We start from the raw sequence: 19,488 nt of genomic DNA, 5'->3' as shown, positions 1-19,488 counted from the left end.
CCCTCCACCGAAAACTTATCGCGCCGCGAGACGGGCGAACGTGGCGGCTAATTCAGCCGATTTACGCATTCCCTGATGCCATTCCAGCACCCGGCCCTGTGAGTCAATCAGAACCGAGGTCGGCGTGCCGATGACCTGATACCTTTCCTGGGTTATCTTCATCTGGTCGCGAAGGACCGGATACGACACCTGATGCTTCGCCAGCAGCGCATCCAGGCTGACCGTTCCCGGATCGGTATTTACCGCCACCACCACCACGCTATCGCCCCATTTTTGGCTTAGCGTTTCCAGCGAATCCATCTCCGCCAGACAGCCGCCGCAGCCCGCAGACCAGAAGTTCAGGTAGATAGACTTTCCCTGCCAGCGATCCAGTCCGGATTCCTTGCCCTGTAAATCGAAGGCCGCCAGCGCCGGGGCCGTTTCGCCCACCGCCAGTTTTTCCTCTTTGCAGCCGCTGAGCAGTACCGCCAGTGAGAGAATGAAAACGTTAAGCCAGCGCATGTTGCATCGCCTCCTCTCCCTGATATTTCCCGTGTTGCAGACGTAAAATGCGATCGGCAAACTGCCCAAGCGCCGGGTTATGCGTCACCATCACGATCGTTCGCCCCTGGTGATGTAAATCGGTAAGTAGATCTAACACCCGCTGCTCATTCTCTTCATCCAGGTTGCCCGTCGGTTCATCGGCAAAAATGACCGGCGGCTCATTCACCAGCGCCCTGGCAATACAGACACGCTGCTGCTCCCCGCCGGAAAGCTGGCTCGGCAAATGGGTCACGCGGTGCCCAAGCCCGACCTGTTCCAGCACTTTTCTGGCCGCCGCCTCGTCCACCACGCTATGGTAATGCTGCGCCAACATGATATTTTCCAGCGCGGTTAAAAAGGGGATGAGATGGAATTGCTGGAATACCAGGCCAATCTTCTCAGCGCGAAAACGGCGACGTCCCTCTTCGTCAAGCGCCGCCGCGTCCGTTCCGTCAAGAAACACCTGACCTTCCGTTGCGGTGTCCAGACAGGTGAGAATGTTCATCAGCGTCGTTTTCCCGGAACCGGAGGCCCCCATAATGGCGACGAACTCCCCTTGCGTAATCCGCAGGTTAATATCATCCAGGGCGGTAACGTCGCCGAACCGTTTATAGAGGTGACGCGTTTCGATCGCCACCTGTGGAATCTGCGTCACGGACATGGTGCTACTCTCCTTTCAACACTTTAGCGGGTTCGACGCTGACCGCGCGCCGCACCGGAACAATCGCCGCCAGAATGGCGACCAGTAAAGACAATACGAGGGTGATGGGCAGCACCGGCAGACGCAGCGAGATTGCCGCGTTGAATACCGTCAGTCCCAGTAGTTGCGCCAGCAAATAACCCAGCAGCCAGCCGCATACCACGGCCGCGAGGGCGATAATGCAGGTTTCCAACAATATTTGCCGCACGATGTCGCCATTGCTGGCACCCAGCGCTTTTTGCAGGGCGAACTCGCGGGCGCGTTCGCCCACTATCGCCATCAGGGTGGTATTCACGCACAGGGAAGAGAGCGCCAGAATGACCAGCGATACCAGTCCCATCAGCCCTTTAATTTTATCCAGCACCTGCCCTTCGGACGCGGATACCTTACGTACCGGGCGAATCTCCAGATCCGGATACTGGCTTTGCAGGCGACTGGCGTAACGATCGACCTGGCCAACATCGTTACTCACGCTCAACAGGCCGTGGCTGATTTTTCCCGGCTGATGTAGCCAGGCCTGCGCCACGTCGAGACTGACGATCAGCATGTTGTCCGTGGCGTCACCCGCTTCGACAATGCCTTTAATCTGCAGATTTTTTCGCTGGTTATGATCGACCAGCGTGACGCTATCGCCGGGCTGAACGTTGAGGCGCTCCGCCAGCTTAACGCCAATCATCGCGTTGCGATCGTCAAAGCTGACGCCAATCCAGCTCCCCTGTACCTGCCAGTACGGCACCAGTTTTTGCAGCGATTCAAACCAGACGCCAACGATCACCACTTTTTCCAGTTCGGTACGCGCCATGCCGTACAGCCACGGACTGGCACCATGAACCAGCCCCTGCGGCGCCTCATCCAAAAGGGTCTGTAGCTCCTGCTGTGGCATACTCGCACCGTGCCCCGGTCCGATGTAGAAATTGGCGCCGAAGGTGCGCAGTTCTTCACTCATTTTGGTATTGATGTCGAACCATACCGCGCTCAGCGCCGTCACGATGGTCGCTCCCACCATCAGCGCGGCAAAAACCACGCTGACCCGTTGAAAGCGCAGACGCAGTGCCCGCCACACCAGCAACCAGAGCATTGTCCGTTTAGCGGCCATACAGCACCTCCACGGGATACAGTCGCGCGATGCGTCGCGCCGGGAACCAGGTGCCGATCAGGGCAATCAGTACCGCAACCACGAGGACGCACGGCACCACAATCCAGGCGAAATCAAGCGGCGCGTCGAACAGCATCACGCCAATCGCTTTCGCCAGCCCCCATCCGGCAACGCATCCCAGCGCCCCGCCGGCCAGTCCACTGGAGGCGGCTTCGAGGTAAAACAGCAGCATTATCTGCCACTGGCGTGCGCCGAGCGCCTTCATCAGACCGATCTCTTTGGCGCGCTCCATAATGGTGCTGGTCATCAGCGAGGCGATCCCCATTGCCGACGCCGCCAGCGCAGCAATCGTCACCACCACCATCAGCAACTGAATTTTATCAATCACCACCCCTTCAGACGCGGCGACCTGCCAGACCGGACGCACCTCCGCCCCGGAGATCGCCTCTTCCAGTTGGTGGGCAATCGAAGACACATAAGCGGTGCAGTACCAGAGGTCGTACTCTTCTGCATTCAGTGCATCCAGATTTTCCCGCGCGCGGCGCGAAAGCTCATTTTCCGGTACGGTCAGCGCCGAAACGCGAATGGCCTGTACTTTGCCGGGCAACTCCAGCAGCGTCTGCGCGGTCGCGAGCGGCATCACCAGTTGGCTGTCTTCCTCGCCGCCGCTGGAGAGGATCCCGCTGACAGTGACATGGATTGTCGTATCCGCATTGTTTACTACCAGCGTATCGCCCACTTTCCATCCTGTTTGTCGCGCCAGTGCGTGTCCCACCAGCGTTTGCGGCGTACTGTTCTCTCCTTCCTGCGGCCAGTCGCCGGTCACCTGCCAGAACGGACTGACCGTCTTCTGTCCGGTTTCGTATCCCTCTTCATCAGGAATATCGACCGGTTGACTAAAGAAGGTTCCCAGAATGCGCACCGCGTTACCGTTAGCGGTGACTTCACCGCCCAGCATCGGCGCAAAACCGACAATGTTATTGCGCCAGAAAATATCTTTGATATTCGGCAATTCGGCTTCATCAAGGAAATCCTGTCCCGAGAGCGGATTGCTGCTTTCGCTGAACAGTGCGGGTAATGCCGCCTGCCCGGCAGGCTCAATCAGGATATTCGCACCGTAGGATTTGAGTTCACGGGACATTTTGTCGCCGATGTCGATAGACACCGCCAGCAGCGCCGAAATCAGGCTGGCCGCCAGAAACACGGTGACAATCGCCAGCCCTTTACGCCGTAAGTTGCGTCCCCAGGATTGTCGTAACATTCGCCACAGCATCGTTACTCCTCCCTCAGTTCAGCAGGGACAAACTGTTCAGGCGTCTTGCGAAAGCGGTCATAGTTCGCTTCGGATGAGAAGAACCAGGTCTTACCGCCGTAGCTGTATTTGAAGTCCGCCGCCGTATTGGTTAGCGTTGAGCCATCGACCGGATCGGTTACCCGAATGGTCATCACCGTCGAGAAGTAGTTCACGCCAGCGGCCAGTTCTTTACCGGGGATCACCAGCTCTTTTTCATCGTTGTGCCAGTTTTCAATCGGCACCGGGTTGCAACCGCCGGGTTTACCAATGGAAGGGATAAAGATGTGTACCCCGCAGGCAACGCAGATCACCTGATTGCCTTCCATCACATACCCCTGGTCGCCGCACAGCAGACAGGCGTCGAACACCACGCCAAAGCGCAGTTTGTCGGGATAACGGTTGATGATGAAAAAGCGTACGGCTTTGCCATCGTCAGCCACCCAGACAAAGCGATGCAGCTTACCGTCGCGGAGTTGTTCAACCGGCAGATGGACACTGCCATCGCTGTCGAGCGTTACCGGGATCGCTTGCGAAAGCTGCGGCGGTTGAGAAGCGACGTTGTCCCACCACAGTTGTCCGGCAATCACCACCACGGCACAGCCGAGGGTGACCAGCCAAAGCCGTAGCGCATTACGCCGCTGTGCCAGCGCCAGGCGATGCGCTATCGGTTCATCTGTAGCCCGCGTCAGCCGGTGGGCGCTCAGCAGCGACGGCAGCCAGCACAGCGCCAGAAGCAACAGTAATCCCGCCGCCATCCAGTTATACGCCGGGGCGTTATTGGTGACTTTCGCCACAAAGCTCAGCAGCGATTTTGCCAGCGGCAGCACCTGCAGCTTCATCAGCAGCAACAGCAGACTGCCGCTTAACGGCAGCCACAGCATCACCAACAGAATAAGGGTGAACGGCCAGAACAACACGCGGATACGGCGCAGCAGCATGGCGCAAAGCACGCCAGCCAGACAGAGGATGGCGAAAGCGAGGACCACTGCCGTCAGATTCAGCAGCAGTTCAGTATTCAGGACATGCGTGCTGGTTAATCCGCCGAGATTCGGGTCGAGCGCCCAGTGACGCGCCGCGCCAAAAACCAGGATGCCCTGCCAGAGATAGCGCACGCGGTTGCCCACCCACCAGAAGCTGAGCACAAACAGCAGCGTGACCATCACTTCCGTTCCCACCAGCAACAACTGTACCGGTTGTGACCCACGGAGCGTCAGTCCCGCCAGCACGCCGGTCGCCAGACCGACTACTAGCGTCCACCCCAACGGGCGCAGTGAGGGAGGATCGTTTCGGCTCCAGAGGACACCGGAGAGTAGCGCGATGCAGAAAAAGACCTGTAGCGTGGTGACGAAAAAATAACTCATGACATCGACTCAGAACAGCGGATTGACTCTGCCGGGACGAGCATTCATCCCGGCGCATCGGTTTTCTTAGTTCAGACCGACGTATTTAAATTCATAGCTCACATCAAACGGTTTCCACCAGCGACCAACACCGGTGTCACTGTCGGTGTGACGGTGCATACCCGCTTTTGACGGCGGCTCAATGTGGTATGTCACTTTGTAGTTGCCCACACCCATCATTTTGACGTTCGCGCCGTAGTGAGGGCCATCGCTGGCGACCATCGGCATAAACGTCCCTTCCTGTTTTTCACCGGTATCGCTGTTGACCAGGGTGTAGCTGATGGTCAGATACGGGATCCACTCACCTGCGCCAAAGCCGTTTTTACTGCCTTCGACCGCGTGAATATCCGCCTCAAGGTGAATATCGGCTTTCGCTGCCGGTAAGCCCATACCGCGCGGCTCCATGTCGATCGGCTGCAGGTAAACGGCGGCCAGCTCCATTTCATTCATCACGACAGGCTCGCCCGCCGGGTACTCTTTAAAGGCGAACGCTGCCGGTGCGGTGAAAATTCCGGCCATTACTGCGCTGGCAATCAGGGTTTTCTTCATGGTCATCAGACATATCCTCTCGTCTAAAATCACAACTACAGAGTGTTTTTTATTGTTTCCCCGGGAACGGCGCTTTTACGCCGCATCACCCACAGCGCAACCAGCGCAGCGAGCAGTAATACCGCCTGCGGTAACAGCGTTTCCACATAGGGATAAATCCCCAGCCAGCTGATTTCCGGGAAGCCGTTAATCAACGTTGGCTGGAACAGTTTGCCTTCCACCAGTTCCAGAACCCCCTTGCCCGCAAATACGAAGGCCATCAGGTACATGAAACTGCCGGTAAACATAAAGAAGGGTTTCAGCGGCAGGCGCACCACCGAATAACGCATGACCAGCCACGCCGCCAGTAATACGACACAGCCAATGACAAAGCCCGCGCCGATCGCCATGTGTCCGGCGACATCGTTGGCATCGCCTATCAGGGCGTAGTAAAACAGAACCGTTTCGGCGCCTTCACGATAGACCGCGAGGAAACTGGTCAGCCACAGTCCCACCAGCGACCCTTTCGACAGCGAGTGCGACAGTTTGCCTTCAAGCCAGGCCTTCCAGTGTCGGGCTTCCACTTTGGACAGCAGCCAGTAGCTCATGAAGAAGAGCATCACGACCGCAATCAGCATTGTGATGCCTTCCAGCAGTTCCCGACTGGCGCCCGAGTTGGTAAACAGCAACTGGAAAATCACGGCGGTTATCACGCTGGCAACCAGTGCGACGATCACCGACTGGCGAATCAGCGGCAGCTTATCCTGATGATTGTTTTTCACCATGTAGGCGACAATTGCCGCGACGATCAGCAGGGCTTCCAGCCCTTCACGGACGATGATCATCAGGCTATAGAGCAACAGGCTCCACTGCGTCTCTTCCCCTTCACCAAGCATCGTTACCGCTTTTTGCAGATCCTGCCCGAGCGCGCTGGCTTCTGACTGGAGTCTTTCCACCGGCTGACCGGCCTTCATCAGGCTGACCAGACGGGTAAAATAGGCCTCCAGCGTGGTTTTAAACGCCGAATCACGGGAGCCGATTTTGTTTTCCATGCCGCTGGCTTCGAAGCGGTCGAAATAGCTGTCCTGCACATCCAGAATGGCATTCTGCGCCTCGCCGCGCTGATACCGCGCGATAGCCTCCTGAATACTCTGATTAATGCCATCCGCCACTTCACCCCAGTTTGTGCGGGTACTCTCCTCCTCCACCGCCGGCGCGTTATCCGCAGTTTGCGGAGGCGCAATCTGCTGATCGTCGCGGGTTGTCGGCAGGCCGGGCAGAATATCCTCGATATCCTGTAACAGCGTAGTGACCTGATAAGAGACGTCGTTGAGGCGATCCGGTTGGGCGGCAAGGGCAATCAGCGCGGAGAACTGTTGGTTGATAGCGGCGGCATCTTTGGCCGAGCGATTCTGCCTGACCGACATTTCCATCTCAGAGTTTTTGAATCCCTGATAGTGCGCCTGCTGAACGTGTTGACTGGCGGTGACGTAGTTCCCGGACTGATAGTCGTTCACCGCCTGGGCCAGCAGATCGTCGATCGTCCGGAAGCTCTCCTGCCAGTGGACGGCGATATCCGTTCGGGTGAGCGCACTGTGCTGTTCTTCCGCGACCAGTCGGTGTCCGCCGTCCAGCACCGGTTCGACTTCACGTAGCGATGCCTTCAGCCAGTCAATTCTCGACTGCACGTCTGCGATCGGTTTTTTCTCGCCAATCATCCGCCGTATTTCCCCGAACGCGCTCTCCATCTCGTAGCTTTTGCTGGCAGAAATGTTGATGCGAATGGGGCCTTCCAGGTTTTCGAACACTTCGAAGTAGGCCATTTGCACCGTGCGACGCGCCTCATCGGTTTGTTGCTGAGAATAGAGTTCTGCTGTTTTATCAAGGCGTTGCTCAATATCCTCAATAAACGGAGCATAGTTTGTCGTGGCCCATACGCTAACGCTTATGAACAGACTGAAGAGAGTCACCAGCAGTGAGAGGCAAAACTTACGCACGTTACGCACCAAAGAACACAAATGATAATTATTATCATTATCGATTTTTGCTGGTGTTGTACATGACCTGGATCATAAAAATGTCAACGGGTGACAACTTATGTAAATTTATTTCATCGATATGTGATGGAAGGCGAAATCTGACGGCGGGTAATATACCCACTCGCCGTCTGGAATTGAATGACTACATTGCGTAGATCCGCAAGGAATTAATGATGCTGCGCCCACTCGCTTAAATGAAATTATCCGCAGGCGAAAATCACTCAGCGATTCAACATCTCTGGGTCCTGTTTTAACCGCTGTAAAAATGGGCCATAGCCCTGTTCACTGATCCAGTAGTTAATACTCTTTTCAACGCCCTTTGACGTCAGCGTCGCACCGGAAATACCATCAACGGTATATTCATCATTCTTCCCTGATTTCTCCTGAACTATTTTCAGCACCGGCGTTCCATTGTCATCTGCCACTTTTTTCCCCGGCCATTGTTGACGCCAGTTTTCATCTTTCACTCTGGCCCCCAGAAATGGCGTCTCTCGCTGCTGGTAATAATACAGATTGTTCACCGTACGGCCGTCCAGTCCCAGAGAGAGAAACGCGTGCATCATCGATTTCGCGCCTTTGCCTGAAACAGGAATGATAACCTGCTGAATCTTATTATACTTATCTTTTACCAGGTAAACGTCTGCCAGCGTACAGCGCTGGCGAATCTGTGCGGGATCATGGTCCGGAGCGAGTTTTTTACATCCCTGAGCAGCCGTTTTATCCGTCACCCACTCGCCAGAATCCAGATTCACCGAGCGCTCGATAATCGAACGCTGATACAGGTTCTCTCTCGATTTTTTATCCTGAGAATCCGCTTTAAGTAAGCCCGCAGCCTGTAAAATAGCGGCATTTTTTTCTTCTGCCGTCGGTTCCGTCATTTCCCCCTGAAACAACATAAACCAGGCGACCGCAATCAGAAAAATAAGAACACAAAGCACCATCATTGATGCAACAATAATTTTACCCTTGCGCATTTCTTTATAATCCCTGTAAGCATTAACATCGTAATATCGTCACATGATATGCCATCACTCCTGGTAATTTGCAATAATAAAAACCGAGAGAATATATAATCAACACGGCTTAACTTTTGTCTTAAATATTTGAATCGCGTATTATTACGGCTATTTTATGGCATAAAAGCGCCGGGTTTCCCCGGCGCTTTATTCAACTGACTTTCGCCCACCATAGCCGCAGGACCATCCCCCAGTAGCTGGTCCAGCCACTGGTGGTTGAAACGACCTGCCCTTTCGACACCACGACCAGCGTGGGGGTAACGCTGATATCCCAACGGCGGGAAAGTGCCCCGTTGGCGTCGTTAATCACGGGAAAGGAAAGCCCTTTACGCGCCAGCCAGCGCGTGAGCGTCTGTTCATCTCCCGAGCGCAGCGCGATGGTCAGCACGTTCTTCCCTTGTGCCTGCAAGCGGGCAACGTCCGGTGTGGTATAGCGGCAGACGCCACACCAGGTGGCCCAGAAATAGATGAGCAACGGTTCTTCCTCGCTCAATGCCGCCAGCGTCACCCGTTCTCCATCCAGCGTGTTGAGCGGCGTACTGTTGAAAGAAGTCGGCGCCTGCGGCGCGCGCCAGGCATCCATCAGCAGCATCCCGCCAGCCAGCAGCGTCAGAAAAATCAGACCTTCACGCAGCCAGCGCCGCAGCTTACTGACCATTCGCCACCGCCAGTTTTTCTTTGACGACCTTTTCAAGCACCTCCCAGGAGACGGCGCCAGGGATCAGTTCATCGCCAACGATTGTCGCCGGCGTGCCCTGGATGCCAATCAATCGTGCCAGTTGCAGATTGGTACTCAGCGTTTCATTGCTTTTTTCATCCAGCGTGACCGGGTTGGCAGCCGATTTTTCCTGCGCCTGCTTAATGCTAACGTCCGTGTGATACCCCTTCTTTTGCATCAGTTTTTCATGCAGCGCGAGGAACTGCTGCGGATATTCACGCCAGGTGGTAAGCGCCGTGCGCGCAGACAATACCGAGCTTTCGCCTTTGAACGGCAGCGGTTTGATGACTACCGCCACGTCAGGGTATTTCGCCACGATTTTCTCCAGCAGCGGATCAAGCTGTTTGCAGTATGGACAGTTGTAATCCGTGAAGTTAACCAGCGTCAGTTTTGCCTGTTTTGCGCCAATGCGCGGACTGGCGGGATCGTTAAACAACGCCTCCTGAATGAGCGCTTCGATCTGTTTTTCCTGCGCTGGGGTAAACGGCGCACTTTCTTTGGCGAAGCTGAACGCGCTGAACAGGGAAAATAACAGGATTATCAGGGATTTCATGGTGTTTCTCCTTTCGCCGCGGCCAGCATGTTTAACAGACCGTCACGCGTTAATAATGTCGGCAGCGCCTGACCTTTCGGTAAGCCGGGGCCATAAATTTGGTTATACGGTACGGCAACCTGACCGCGGGATGTCAGAAACGCGGTGATGTCATCGGATGGCAACGTCCAGTCGCCGCGCAGGGCCACAACATCCGGCTGCTGTAGCGCCACCTGCACCGCGTCGGTGTTCAGTACGTTGTATTTATTAACCTTGCAGGTAATGCACCAGTCGGCGGTCACGTCAATGAATACGCGCTTATTCTGCGCAAGCGCATCGGTAATCGCCTGTTCACTGAGCGGTTGCCAGTGGACGCTCTCTTTCGCCGCACTCTGGGAGGTAAAACCCAGATGAGGCAGAAGCAGCGTTGCCAGCCAGAGGGCAGAACCGAGCATCATCAGGCCGAGCAAGCGTCGCAGCCCGTTCATCCAGCGTCCCGGCTTCGGCAGACGAAGCGCCAGACCAGGACGCAGCGCGACCAGCAGCCATGGCAGGCTCATCCCGACGCCGAGGGCGAAGAAAAGCCCCCACAGCACGGGCAGCGACGCCGTCAGCGCCACCGCCACCGCCGTGCCGAGAAACGGCGCGCTGCACGGTGTTGCCAGCAGCGTGGCGAACGCGCCCTGCCAGAAATGTCCTGCCAGACCGTTGCCGCCGTAAGTCGCCAGTCGGGTGGTCATTGATGACGGCAGACGGAATTCAAACAGACCGAACAGACTGGCGCTGAAAACCAACATCACCAGCGCCATCGCACCGATAAACCACGGATTCTGGAACTGGATCCCCCATCCCAGCGCCTGATTGCTCAGTCGTAGCACGGTCATCAGCAGCGCCAGCGCCATGAAGGAGAGCAGAATACCGCCCACCGAGGCGAGAAACTGGCGTCGAATTTGCTGACGGTTTTTCTCTTCGACGAGCAGAATGGAGCCCAGTTTCATCCCCAGCACCGGCAACACGCAGGGCATCAGATTGAGGATCAATCCGCCCACCAGCGCCATGAGGATCACCTGCCAGAGCGGTAGCCCGGCGCGCTCGGCCACCGGCTCATCGCCAACGGTAAGTTGGCTCTCTTGCGCCACGCCGTTATCTGCCAGCACCAGCGTGAGCGATTTGCCACGCAGATTCGGCGCCCCTTCCCCCCAGCTATCGTGAACCGGCACCGTCGCGCGAAGTCTGTCTCCGTCGACCCGGATAAGCGGTTTGGCGAAATCCGCATCCTCTACGCTATCAAGGAATAGCGCTGGCGAGATCCAGCCACCGCTGCGCTGCGCCTCGACGATCAGCTCACCGCTACGCGCACTGGCACTCAGCGTTTGTGTCAGACCTTGCGTCAGGGGTACGCGCCCCATCGCCTGCGCATAGTCATGCGCAAACCCGGCATCCTGCGAAGACGCCGTGAGTGAAAACGGATAGTCGGTCAGCAGACACACATTGCTACAGGTGGAGAGCGTCAGCACGCCAGCGATGCGGCTGGGCGCAGGTCCCCGGACGGCCAGCACAAACGTGACCTGCTGGTGATAGCCCTGGGTGGTGATACCGGCGACGTCAAAACGGGCCGGTGTCGGCCAGAACCAGTCCACCGTCGGCATCTCTCCTTTCCAGGTGATGGCAGGCGCAACGCCGCCTTCCCCCGGCGATCGCCAGTATGTCTTCCAGCCGTTTTCCAGTTTAACGTCGATCAGCAGACGGGTTTCCCCCTGCGCTGACGTATCGGCGCGCAGTCGTACGCTGGCGTGGTCGTTCTCCGGGGAACGCAGCCAGCCGCTCTCTGCTGCCCATGACGCGGGCAGCCAGAGTAATAACAGGCAGATCAGTGCCTGCCTGAAGGCATAAATCATAATTTTTCTCCATGAATGATTAGCTAACGGTACGAAACAGCCGCTCTGTCATTCGCGGAAAACGCAGAATCGGAGATGCACCCGGAGACCGGGAGGGGAAATAACGCGCTGTGGGAAGAACGGTAAGCGAACCGTCCTGAACGGGGTTAACAAGGCGAGGAGTAAACAGAGCGCGAGAATCGCCCCCTCAAAAACAACCGGTGGCGCAGTCAGCAGCGATTTCGCACTGAGCTCGCATGGGGTCGCGGGTGACGTTTCCTCTGCCCCGGACGTCGGCGATGTCGTCGCCGTGATGCTGGTTGTTTCCATCTGCAACGCGTGCAGGCCCGCCATGCGCTGCGCGGTACAAACTATCACCACGACACATGCCAGGCAGAGGAACCACCATCCCATCCGTTGACGTTTCGCCATTACACCCTCACTCATTGACGCAAGTTATCTTAGCGGCTGGCGTGTTTTACGCAACCTCCGGGCTGTAAAGTTATGTTGTCTCGCGGGTTGGCATTCGCCCGCGACAGGATTACCCTACACTTACTGGTGACACCTTTTCAGGGCTTCCTTTAGCCTGTATTGATTAACCCGAGAGAACGCTATGGAATTAAAGGATTATTACGCCATCATGGGCGTGAAGCCGACGGACGATCTCAAGACTATCAAGACCGCTTACCGCCGACTGGCCCGCAAATATCATCCCGATGTCAGCAAAGAATCCGATGCCGAAGCCCGCTTTAAAGAGGTTGCCGAAGCCTGGGAAGTGCTGAGCGATGAACAGCGACGCGCCGAATACGATCGGCTCTGGCAACACCGCAATGACCCACAGTTCAACCGCCAGTTCCAGCAGGGCGAGGGACAGAGCTACAACGCCGAAGACGTCGACGATATTTTCTCCTCTATTTTTGGTCAGCACGCGCGTCAGTCGCGCCAGCACCGTGCCAGCCGGGGACATGATATTGAAATTGACGTTGCGGTTTTTCTTGAAGAAACGCTCGCGGAACACAGCCGAACCATCAGCTATAACCTGCCGGTCTACAATGCGTTTGGCATGATTGAACGTGAAATCCCGAAAACCCTGAACGTGAAGATCCCGGCAGGCGTCGGCAATGGCCAACGCATTCGTCTGAAAGGCCAGGGTACGCCGGGTGAAAACGGCGGACCGAACGGTGATTTGTGGCTGGTTATCCACATCGCGCCGCATCCCCTGTTTGATATCGTTAACCAGGATCTGGAAATTGTGGTGCCGCTCGCTCCGTGGGAAGCCGCGCTGGGCGCGAAAATTGCCGTCCCCACATTGAAAGAGAGCATTCTGGTCACCATTCCCCCTGGCAGCCAGGCTGGACAACGGTTACGCATCAAAGGTAAGGGGCTGGTCAGCAAAAAACAGACCGGTGATTTGTATGTCGTGCTTAAGATTGTGATGCCGCCGAAACCGGATGAACGCGCAACGGCGCTGTGGCAACAACTGGCAGAAGCACAGTCAGGATTTGATCCGCGCAAAGATTGGGGGAGAGCATAATGGCTAACGTCACCATCACCTTTACGGTTACCGAGTTTTGCCTGCATACCGGCGTGACGGAGGAAGACCTGAATGAGATAGTGGGTCTGGGCGTCATCGAACCTTATGCCGAAACGGCGGACAACTGGCAGTTCGACGATCATGCGGCCGCCGTGGTGCAGCGCGCCCTGCGACTACGTGAAGAACTGGCGCTCGACTGGCCGGGGATCGCCGTGGCGCTAACGTTACTGGAAGAGAACACCCGTTTACGCCAGGAAAATCGCCTGCTGCGACAACGACTCGCACGGTTTAACCCTCATCCATAAATTCAGGGCAGCGAAAGCTGCCCTGGTAGTGATGACAAACCTCATCCCGATACCGGACAAGCAGAGATCACCTAATTAAAAACAAGGAAAATCAATTCATTGGTTTTCGGCTGATCATCACAAAGAAGGAAAAACCACGTTTTTCCTTCTTTGTCAGCGGTCTGAGGGCAGCGAAAGCTGCCCATTTATCAGGCGATGATATAAATCAACGCTGGCTCAAAAGGATAGCCGTAGGATAGTGGTATTCAAAATGCCACTTTATGGAAGTCAGAAGGCAATGAGCGAAAAAAGCAGAAAGCGCTGGCAACGCCGCCCAGGAACAACGGGCGGCAAATTGCCGTGGAACGACTGGCGTAATGCCTCCACCTGGCGCAAAGCCACACAGTGTCTGCTGCTGGCGATCAATACTTACATTGGCGTGACGTTTTACTACTGGGTACGTTATTACGAAACCGGTGGGTCCAGTGTGTACGTTCCCCGACCTGGCGGCATTGAGGGCTGGTTACCCATTGCGGGTCTGATGAACCTGCGCTACACGCTGGAGACCGGCATTTTGCCCCCTGTTCACGCCGCCGCCATGCTCCTGCTGGTCGCGTTTATGCTGATCGGCCTGCTGCTCAAGAAATCGTTCTGCTCGTGGCTGTGCCCGGTGGGTACGCTGTCTGAACTTATCGCCGATGCAGGTAAGACATTATTTGGCCGCAACTTTTCGCTGCCTCGCTGGCTGGATATCCCCCTGCGCGGCCTGAAATATCTGCTGCTGGCCTTTTTTCTCTACATTTCGTTGTCGATGCCGGCACAGGGCATTTCGTATTTTATGATGTCGGCCTACGGCATTATTATCGATGTGAAGATGCTCGATTTCTTTCGTAACATCGGCACGATCACGCTGCTGAGCGTCGCCTTACTGGTGGTGATAAGCCTGTTCATTCGCAACGCGTGGTGTCGTTATCTGTGTCCCTATGGCGCCCTGCTCGGGCTACTTTCCCTGCTCTCACCATTCAAAATCCGCCGCAATGCGCAAAGCTGCATCGACTGCGGGAAATGTGCCAAAAACTGCCCGTCGCGCATCCCGGTGGATAAGCTGATTCAGGTGCGAACGGTTGAATGCACCGGCTGTATGACCTGCGTGGAATCCTGCCCGGTCGCCTCAACGCTGACATTTTCCCTGCGCACGCCAACGGGGAAGACAGAAACGCGCCGGGGAGCGCTGTCAGGTATGGCGATGACGCTGCTGGTACTCGGCATTATGTTTACTCTCATTGCATTCGCGATGCTGATGGGCGTTTGGGACAGTCCGGTGCCGGAGCAGCTATACTTCCGTCTGATTCCTGAAGCAAGGATGATTGGACATTAACAGGAGCCGGATGGGGCATCTGCCGCCATCCGGTGGTTGACGATCACTCCGGTTTCTTGTCCTCGTGGATACCATCCTCAATAAAATCTTTATCGAGCTCTTCGGCATTCCCCTCGTGATCGCGACCAGAGAGAATGTTCCAGCAGGCGATAAACAGCGCGGCAACGAGCGGACCAATAACAAACCCATTGATGCCGTAAATCTCCATTCCGCCCACCGTGGTGATCAGAATCAGGTAGTCAGGCATTTTGGTATCTTTGCCGACCAGAATGGGGCGCAGAATATTATCCACCAATCCCACCACCACCACGAAGAAGCCGACGATGAAAAAGCCCTGCCACAGTTGCTGCGTCGAAAAGAGATAGATAGCCGCTGGCACCCAGATAATCGCTGAACCCACGGCGGGGATCAGCGACAGGAACGCCATCAATGCTCCCCACAGAATGCTGCCATCAATACCGACAATGTAAAACGCAATCCCGCCCAGCGTCCCCTGCACGATCGCCACCACAACGGTGCCTTTCACCGTCGCCCGTGAGACCGCGGCAAACTTTGCAAACAGGTGCTGCTTAACGAAATTCGACAACGGCAGCGAGTCGAGAATTTGCCGAACCAGATACGGCCCATCCTTGAGCAGGAAAAAGAGCAAGTAGAGCATGATGCCGAAACTGATCGCGAAACCGAAGGTGCCTTTGCCAATCAGGAAGGCGCTACCGGCCAGATATTGCCCGCCCTTTAACGCCACATCAGACAGTTTCTGCTGGATTTTGACAGCGTTATCGAGACCGTGATCGGCAAGAAACGAACGCGCCCACTCCGGCATATGTGCAAACAAACTTGCCACCACCTCCGGGAACTGAGCGTCATTGTGCTGCAGCTTGTTGTAGACCACGTTCAGTTCAACGGCAAGCGAGGAGAGGATCAGCATCAACGGGATGAACACAATCAGGCAGATGATACCCAGCGTCAACAAAGACGCGACCCCGTTACGCTCCCCCAATGCCGAACGCAGCTTATTTTTAACCGGGTAGAAGATAACCGTCAGAATTGCGGCCCATAAGATGGCGGAAAAGTACGGCGACAGCACATCGAAGAAAGCCCATGTCACCATAGCGAGAAGAAAAAGGAAAAAACCTTTATTCAGTCCGTTAAAACGCATTTGAGGATCCTGTAAACAAAGAAACTCAGTGGACTATAGGACTGATTGCGGATTTTACAAAGCCGACAGGAAGAAAACCGTCTGCCGATACTTCACATTCAAAGTGTGACAGTGCTCATTGTTTCACCAAAAGGAATTGCATTTAGCGCAGAAACAGATCAATTATAATCACATACACGAACACAGTCCGCATATACGAACAAAATGGAGAAATGATGAGCGCATTCGATTACAGCAATCCGGTTAAGTTTTATTTCGGCGCGGGTAAATTCAATCAGTTAGGCGAGATAGCGTCGAAGCACGGGCGTAACGTGTTGCTGGTCGTGTCTGACAGCACCAAACACACGGGTCAACTCGAACGTGCGCAACAGGCGCTTTCTGACGCCGGTATTGCCTTTGCCATTTACGATCGCTTTATGCAGAATCCGCTTTCGACATTGGTTGAGGAAGGCGCGGCACTGGCCAGAGACGAACGCTGCGATCTGGTTATCGGAATCGGTGGCGGCAGTGCAATGGACATGGCCAAAGGCATCGCCTTCTGCGCCTGTAATGAAGGCAGTATCTGGGATTATGTGTTTGGCAAAAAACAGGCGCAGCGCGCGTTGCCGGTGATATTAATCCCCACCACTGCCGGTACCGGCAGTGAAGCGAACCGTACTGCCGTGTTCACCAATCCGCAAACGCATGACAAAAAGGGGCTGGTCAATCCACTCATTTACCCTGTCGCCGCCATTATCGATCCTGAGCTGATGCTCACCCTGCCTAAACGCGTTATCGCCGGACCGGGTGCAGACGTTCTCTTCCATGCCCTGGAATCCTATATCTCACGCAACGCAAATCCATTCAGTGAGATGCTTTCCCTGCAGGCCATTCGTCTGCTGGCAAAAAACCTGCCGCGGGTTTACGAAGACGTGAGCTGTCTGGACGCCTGGGAAAAGGTAACGCTGGCCAGCACACTCGCGGGAATGGCGATCGACTGTGCGGGAACGACATTACCGCATGCACTGCAACATCCGATGGGCGGATTGCTGGATGTGGTGCATGCAGAAGGGATTGCCGCGGTCTATCCGGCCTTTCTTGAATACACCTGGTCCGCATCTCCAGAGAAGTTTGCCGCCATCGCGCAGGCAATGGGCGTTAACACGCAGGGAATGACCAGCGAGCAAGCGGCACAAAGCAGTGTCGCCGCAGTGACCGATTTCCTGAAAGGCATCAATATGCTCCCGACGCTGACCGAACTTGGCGTGAAGGAAGCGCATTTCGACTGGATCATTAATAACGTGCTAACCACGATGAATGTGGTTTTAAACAATAATCCACGCGTGCCAGATGCGAAGATGCTTCGCGATCTTTTAACCCGCAGCCTTTAAACGACAAAGGAATAGTCATGTTTATTATTATTGACTCTGGCTCGTCGGCAACACGATTGTATCTTATGGATTCAGGCGACCTCCGTGTCATCGACAGGTCTGTTATCCAGGCCGGTGTAAATTCCACCATTGATAAGGGAAGTAATGAATTTCTGAAAACGGAGATGGCCTTCGGAATAAAAGCATTGCTCAGCAGGCACTCACTGTCGACTGAGGAGATTGAATTTATTATTGCCTCAGGAATGATTACCTCTAATCTGGGACTTCATGAAATACCGCACCGGGAAGCGCCGGCAGGTATTGAGCAACTGGCTAAACATGCCGTGCGTTTCGCTGGTCATACCCTTCTGCCGCTGAATATCCCGGTAATACTGATTCCAGGGATAAAAAATAAAACCACGGCACAGTGGGAGGATCTGAGGGGTATCGACCTCATGCGCGGGGAGGAAACCCAGGCCGCAGGCGTATTGTTAGCCTGGCAACCCACATTGCCCTGCACGCTGATTGAACTGGGCTCAACCACCAAACTCATCTCCATCAACGAAAAAGGAGAAATTGCCGGCAGCATTACCTCACTCAGCGGTCAAATTTATGCCGCCATTCTGAAACAGACATTCGTTGCCTCCAGCGTAGAGAATGCTGAAGACGCTGTTTTAGATGAAACGATTATTGATGCGGCGTACCGTTCCATTTCGCAAAGCGGTTTCCTGCGTACCGTATTAATGACGCGCTTCTTACAATTTTCCTTACCGACCACGGCGGCGCAGAGAAAATTATTTCTTGAAAGCGCGATGGCCTGCGACGATCTAAAACTGCTGTCAGATGCCCAGCACCAGGGATTTAATCTTAACGGTGACGTCTATCTCATTGGGAATGCGTCACGCTGCACCTTATACCACTATATCTTTTCACATTATGCAGAACGTAATGCGCGCTTCCACATTATTTCCGATGCGGAAAGTATCGACATGCTGGCAATAACCGGAGCGAGCGCCATCGCCCGCGCGATACAAAATAACCCGCAATAAGGTGAAAACAACATGACAATTATTACTATTGATACCGGAACAACGAATACCCGCGTCTGCGCCTGGCAGGACGGAACATTACTCGCAGAAGCGGCGCGTGCCGCTGGCGTGCGGGACACTGCCATTACCGGCAGTACGGCCACATTGATGCAAGGTGTCAGCGACGCCGTACAGGACGTGAAACAGAAAGCTGGCATCCCTTGCGACGCAAAGGTTATTTACCTCTCAGCCGGAATGATTACCTCCAACGTGGGCTTATTTGAGATCCCCCATCTCGTCGCCCCTGCCGGATTAAAAGAACTGGCAGAAGGCATGACGCCCGCGCATCTGCCAGAGATTACCGATGAACCCATTTGGTTCGTTCCTGGCATACGTAATCACAAAGATGCCGTCTCACTGGATAACGTCGAGCAGATGGACATGATGCGCGGCGAAGAAACGGAAGCAATTGGCGTACTCAGTAGCCTTGATATCCGTGGGCCTGCGCTGATCATTTTACCGGGATCGCATTCTAAATTTGTCAAAATTGATGCGCAAAACCGCATTGAAGGCTGCGTAACCACCCTGGGTGGCGAGCTTCTGGAAGTCATTACCCGACATACTATCCTCGCCAGCTCTTTACAGCATCAATTCGCGACCAGCATCGACAGCCCCTCGTTATTGCAAGGGGCCAGCCAGTGCCTGCAAACCGGACTTTCCCGCACCTGTTTCTCGGTTCGCGTGCTGGACATGTTTGCTTCCTTATCACTGAACCAGAAAGCGAACGTACTGCTTGGCGCCGTATTACAGGATGACCTTCAGGCAGTTAAAAATAGTCGGGCATTTGACTGTCCGCCGGATACGCACATCGTGGTATGCGCTAAAGAAGTTCTCAAACTCGCGTTCGCCACCTTAATTGATCATGACCCGTGGTTTAACGGAAAAATAACCGTCGCGCCGGAAAATAAATCCTTGTCCGCAGAAGGATTACTGGCGCTGGCGAAACGAAAAAATATTATTTAACTCCTTTGTAC

Annotated in this window: 19 protein-coding genes; 6 read left to right on the top strand and 13 right to left on the bottom strand. The window is 55.0% G+C overall.

All coding sequences use genetic code 11. The annotated features are described in order from the left end of the window. Positions 1 to 15: 15 nt before the first annotated feature. The 12 genes from ACERJC_RS04550 to ACERJC_RS04495 form a co-directional block, all read right to left on the bottom strand. Complete coding sequence (locus ACERJC_RS04550) at positions 16 to 501, bottom strand: TlpA family protein disulfide reductase (protein ID WP_373671148.1); 486 nt, start codon at positions 499 to 501, stop codon at positions 16 to 18. After that, entirely contained in the window at positions 488 to 1,183 is a 696-nt protein-coding gene (locus ACERJC_RS04545; RefSeq protein ID WP_373671147.1) for an ABC transporter ATP-binding protein, read from the bottom strand. The genes ACERJC_RS04550 and ACERJC_RS04545 overlap by 14 nt, the downstream gene beginning before the upstream one ends. Positions 1,184 to 1,187: 4 nt before the next feature. Next, entirely contained in the window at positions 1,188 to 2,318 is a 1,131-nt protein-coding gene (locus tag ACERJC_RS04540; protein WP_373671146.1) for an ABC transporter permease, read from the bottom strand. Continuing rightward, positions 2,308 to 3,591 carry an ABC transporter permease gene (locus tag ACERJC_RS04535; protein ID WP_373671145.1) on the bottom strand — a complete coding sequence of 428 codons (1,284 nt, stop codon included), beginning with the start codon at positions 3,589 to 3,591 and terminating at the stop codon, positions 2,308 to 2,310. The genes ACERJC_RS04540 and ACERJC_RS04535 overlap by 11 nt, the downstream gene beginning before the upstream one ends. Before the next feature lie 2 nt (positions 3,592 to 3,593). Next, positions 3,594 to 4,973 (bottom strand): Fe-S-containing protein, encoded by a 1,380-nt coding sequence (locus tag ACERJC_RS04530; protein ID WP_152405133.1) that lies wholly within the window; start codon positions 4,971 to 4,973, stop codon positions 3,594 to 3,596. A 66-nt stretch (positions 4,974 to 5,039) separates the two neighbouring features. Next, positions 5,040 to 5,567: an iron transporter gene (locus ACERJC_RS04525; protein WP_042319779.1), complete on the bottom strand. Its 528-nt coding sequence runs from the start codon at positions 5,565 to 5,567 to the stop codon at positions 5,040 to 5,042. 29 nt (positions 5,568 to 5,596) lie between these two features. Continuing rightward, complete coding sequence (locus tag ACERJC_RS04520; RefSeq protein WP_373671144.1) at positions 5,597 to 7,537, bottom strand: FTR1 family iron permease; 1,941 nt, start codon at positions 7,535 to 7,537, stop codon at positions 5,597 to 5,599. Positions 7,538 to 7,800: 263 nt separating this feature from the next. Next, positions 7,801 to 8,553 carry an NADH:ubiquinone reductase (Na(+)-transporting) subunit C gene (gene nqrC, locus ACERJC_RS04515; protein ID WP_373671143.1) on the bottom strand — a complete coding sequence of 251 codons (753 nt, stop codon included), beginning with the start codon at positions 8,551 to 8,553 and terminating at the stop codon, positions 7,801 to 7,803. 193 nt (positions 8,554 to 8,746) lie between these two features. Then, on the bottom strand, positions 8,747 to 9,253 hold the full coding sequence (locus ACERJC_RS04510; protein ID WP_373671142.1) for a protein disulfide oxidoreductase: 507 nt from the start codon (positions 9,251 to 9,253) through the stop codon (positions 8,747 to 8,749). Next, positions 9,243 to 9,866 (bottom strand): DsbA family protein, encoded by a 624-nt coding sequence (locus ACERJC_RS04505; protein WP_373671141.1) that lies wholly within the window; start codon positions 9,864 to 9,866, stop codon positions 9,243 to 9,245. The genes ACERJC_RS04510 and ACERJC_RS04505 overlap by 11 nt, the downstream gene beginning before the upstream one ends. Further along, complete coding sequence (locus tag ACERJC_RS04500; RefSeq protein ID WP_373671140.1) at positions 9,863 to 11,743, bottom strand: protein-disulfide reductase DsbD family protein; 1,881 nt, start codon at positions 11,741 to 11,743, stop codon at positions 9,863 to 9,865. Before ACERJC_RS04500 ends, ACERJC_RS04505 begins: the two co-directional genes overlap by 4 nt. 48 nt (positions 11,744 to 11,791) lie before the next feature. Further along, positions 11,792 to 12,154, bottom strand: a complete 363-nt coding sequence (locus ACERJC_RS04495) for a copper resistance protein (RefSeq protein WP_178828502.1) — start codon at positions 12,152 to 12,154, stop codon at positions 11,792 to 11,794. Positions 12,155 to 12,335: 181 nt separating this feature from the next. On the opposite strand from ACERJC_RS04495, the gene cbpA reads away from it, so the two are divergent. The 3 genes from cbpA (at position 12,336) to ACERJC_RS04480 (ending at position 14,918) form a co-directional block, all read left to right on the top strand. After that, on the top strand, positions 12,336 to 13,256 hold the full coding sequence (gene cbpA / locus ACERJC_RS04490) for a curved DNA-binding protein (protein ID WP_373671139.1): 921 nt from the start codon (positions 12,336 to 12,338) through the stop codon (positions 13,254 to 13,256). After that, the gene (gene cbpM, locus ACERJC_RS04485; protein WP_152405141.1) at positions 13,256 to 13,561 is read left to right on the top strand and encodes a chaperone modulator CbpM; all 306 of its coding nucleotides are present in this window, start codon (positions 13,256 to 13,258) and stop codon (positions 13,559 to 13,561) included. Before cbpA ends, cbpM begins: the two co-directional genes overlap by 1 nt. 277 nt (positions 13,562 to 13,838) lie before the next feature. After that, on the top strand, positions 13,839 to 14,918 hold the full coding sequence (locus ACERJC_RS04480; protein ID WP_373671138.1) for a 4Fe-4S binding protein: 1,080 nt from the start codon (positions 13,839 to 13,841) through the stop codon (positions 14,916 to 14,918). Between the two features lie 43 nt (positions 14,919 to 14,961). Here ACERJC_RS04480 and ACERJC_RS04475 read toward each other — a convergent pair whose 3' ends face one another. Then, on the bottom strand, positions 14,962 to 16,077 hold the full coding sequence (locus tag ACERJC_RS04475) for an AI-2E family transporter (protein WP_373671137.1): 1,116 nt from the start codon (positions 16,075 to 16,077) through the stop codon (positions 14,962 to 14,964). A 215-nt stretch (positions 16,078 to 16,292) separates the two neighbouring features. Between ACERJC_RS04475 and ACERJC_RS04470 the strand changes: the two genes are divergently transcribed. The 3 genes from ACERJC_RS04470 to ACERJC_RS04460 are packed head-to-tail and all read left to right on the top strand — an operon-like array spanning position 16,293 to position 19,477. Further along, the gene (locus tag ACERJC_RS04470) at positions 16,293 to 17,447 is read left to right on the top strand and encodes an iron-containing alcohol dehydrogenase (RefSeq protein ID WP_373671136.1); all 1,155 of its coding nucleotides are present in this window, start codon (positions 16,293 to 16,295) and stop codon (positions 17,445 to 17,447) included. A 17-nt stretch (positions 17,448 to 17,464) separates the two neighbouring features. After that, complete coding sequence (locus tag ACERJC_RS04465; RefSeq protein WP_373671135.1) at positions 17,465 to 18,475, top strand: 2-dehydro-3-deoxygalactonokinase; 1,011 nt, start codon at positions 17,465 to 17,467, stop codon at positions 18,473 to 18,475. 12 nt (positions 18,476 to 18,487) lie between these two features. Next, a complete protein-coding gene (locus ACERJC_RS04460) occupies positions 18,488 to 19,477 on the top strand; it encodes a 2-dehydro-3-deoxygalactonokinase (protein ID WP_373671134.1) in 990 nt (329 codons plus the stop codon). The last annotated feature ends 11 nt before the right edge of the window (positions 19,478 to 19,488 follow it).

Source organism: Citrobacter telavivensis, assembly GCF_041807075.1.
Taxonomy (GTDB): Bacteria; Pseudomonadota; Gammaproteobacteria; order Enterobacterales; family Enterobacteriaceae; genus Citrobacter_A; species Citrobacter_A telavivensis.
This window is presented reverse-complemented; position numbering and strand designations above follow the sequence as displayed.

Bases quoted from the DNA above. Each gene is read 5' to 3' on its own strand.
- ACERJC_RS04500 (WP_373671140.1), bottom strand. From the start codon at position 11,743: ATGATTTATGCCTTCAGGCAGGCACTGATCTGCCTGTTATTACTCTGG.
- ACERJC_RS04470 (WP_373671136.1), top strand. From the start codon at position 16,293: ATGAGCGCATTCGATTACAGCAATCCGGTTAAGTTTTATTTCGGCGCG.
- ACERJC_RS04540 (WP_373671146.1), bottom strand. From the start codon at position 2,318: ATGGCCGCTAAACGGACAATGCTCTGGTTGCTGGTGTGGCGGGCACTG.
- ACERJC_RS04460 (WP_373671134.1), top strand. From the start codon at position 18,488: ATGACAATTATTACTATTGATACCGGAACAACGAATACCCGCGTCTGC.
- ACERJC_RS04505 (WP_373671141.1), bottom strand. From the start codon at position 9,866: ATGAAATCCCTGATAATCCTGTTATTTTCCCTGTTCAGCGCGTTCAGC.
- ACERJC_RS04530 (WP_152405133.1), bottom strand. From the start codon at position 4,973: ATGAGTTATTTTTTCGTCACCACGCTACAGGTCTTTTTCTGCATCGCG.
- ACERJC_RS04465 (WP_373671135.1), top strand. From the start codon at position 17,465: ATGTTTATTATTATTGACTCTGGCTCGTCGGCAACACGATTGTATCTT.
- ACERJC_RS04480 (WP_373671138.1), top strand. From the start codon at position 13,839: ATGAGCGAAAAAAGCAGAAAGCGCTGGCAACGCCGCCCAGGAACAACG.
- ACERJC_RS04510 (WP_373671142.1), bottom strand. From the start codon at position 9,253: ATGGTCAGTAAGCTGCGGCGCTGGCTGCGTGAAGGTCTGATTTTTCTG.
- ACERJC_RS04550 (WP_373671148.1), bottom strand. From the start codon at position 501: ATGCGCTGGCTTAACGTTTTCATTCTCTCACTGGCGGTACTGCTCAGC.
- nqrC (WP_373671143.1), bottom strand. From the start codon at position 8,553: ATGCGCAAGGGTAAAATTATTGTTGCATCAATGATGGTGCTTTGTGTT.
- cbpM (WP_152405141.1), top strand. From the start codon at position 13,256: ATGGCTAACGTCACCATCACCTTTACGGTTACCGAGTTTTGCCTGCAT.
- ACERJC_RS04525 (WP_042319779.1), bottom strand. From the start codon at position 5,567: ATGACCATGAAGAAAACCCTGATTGCCAGCGCAGTAATGGCCGGAATT.
- ACERJC_RS04535 (WP_373671145.1), bottom strand. From the start codon at position 3,591: ATGCTGTGGCGAATGTTACGACAATCCTGGGGACGCAACTTACGGCGT.
- cbpA (WP_373671139.1), top strand. From the start codon at position 12,336: ATGGAATTAAAGGATTATTACGCCATCATGGGCGTGAAGCCGACGGAC.
- ACERJC_RS04545 (WP_373671147.1), bottom strand. From the start codon at position 1,183: ATGTCCGTGACGCAGATTCCACAGGTGGCGATCGAAACGCGTCACCTC.
- ACERJC_RS04495 (WP_178828502.1), bottom strand. From the start codon at position 12,154: ATGGCGAAACGTCAACGGATGGGATGGTGGTTCCTCTGCCTGGCATGT.
- ACERJC_RS04475 (WP_373671137.1), bottom strand. From the start codon at position 16,077: ATGCGTTTTAACGGACTGAATAAAGGTTTTTTCCTTTTTCTTCTCGCT.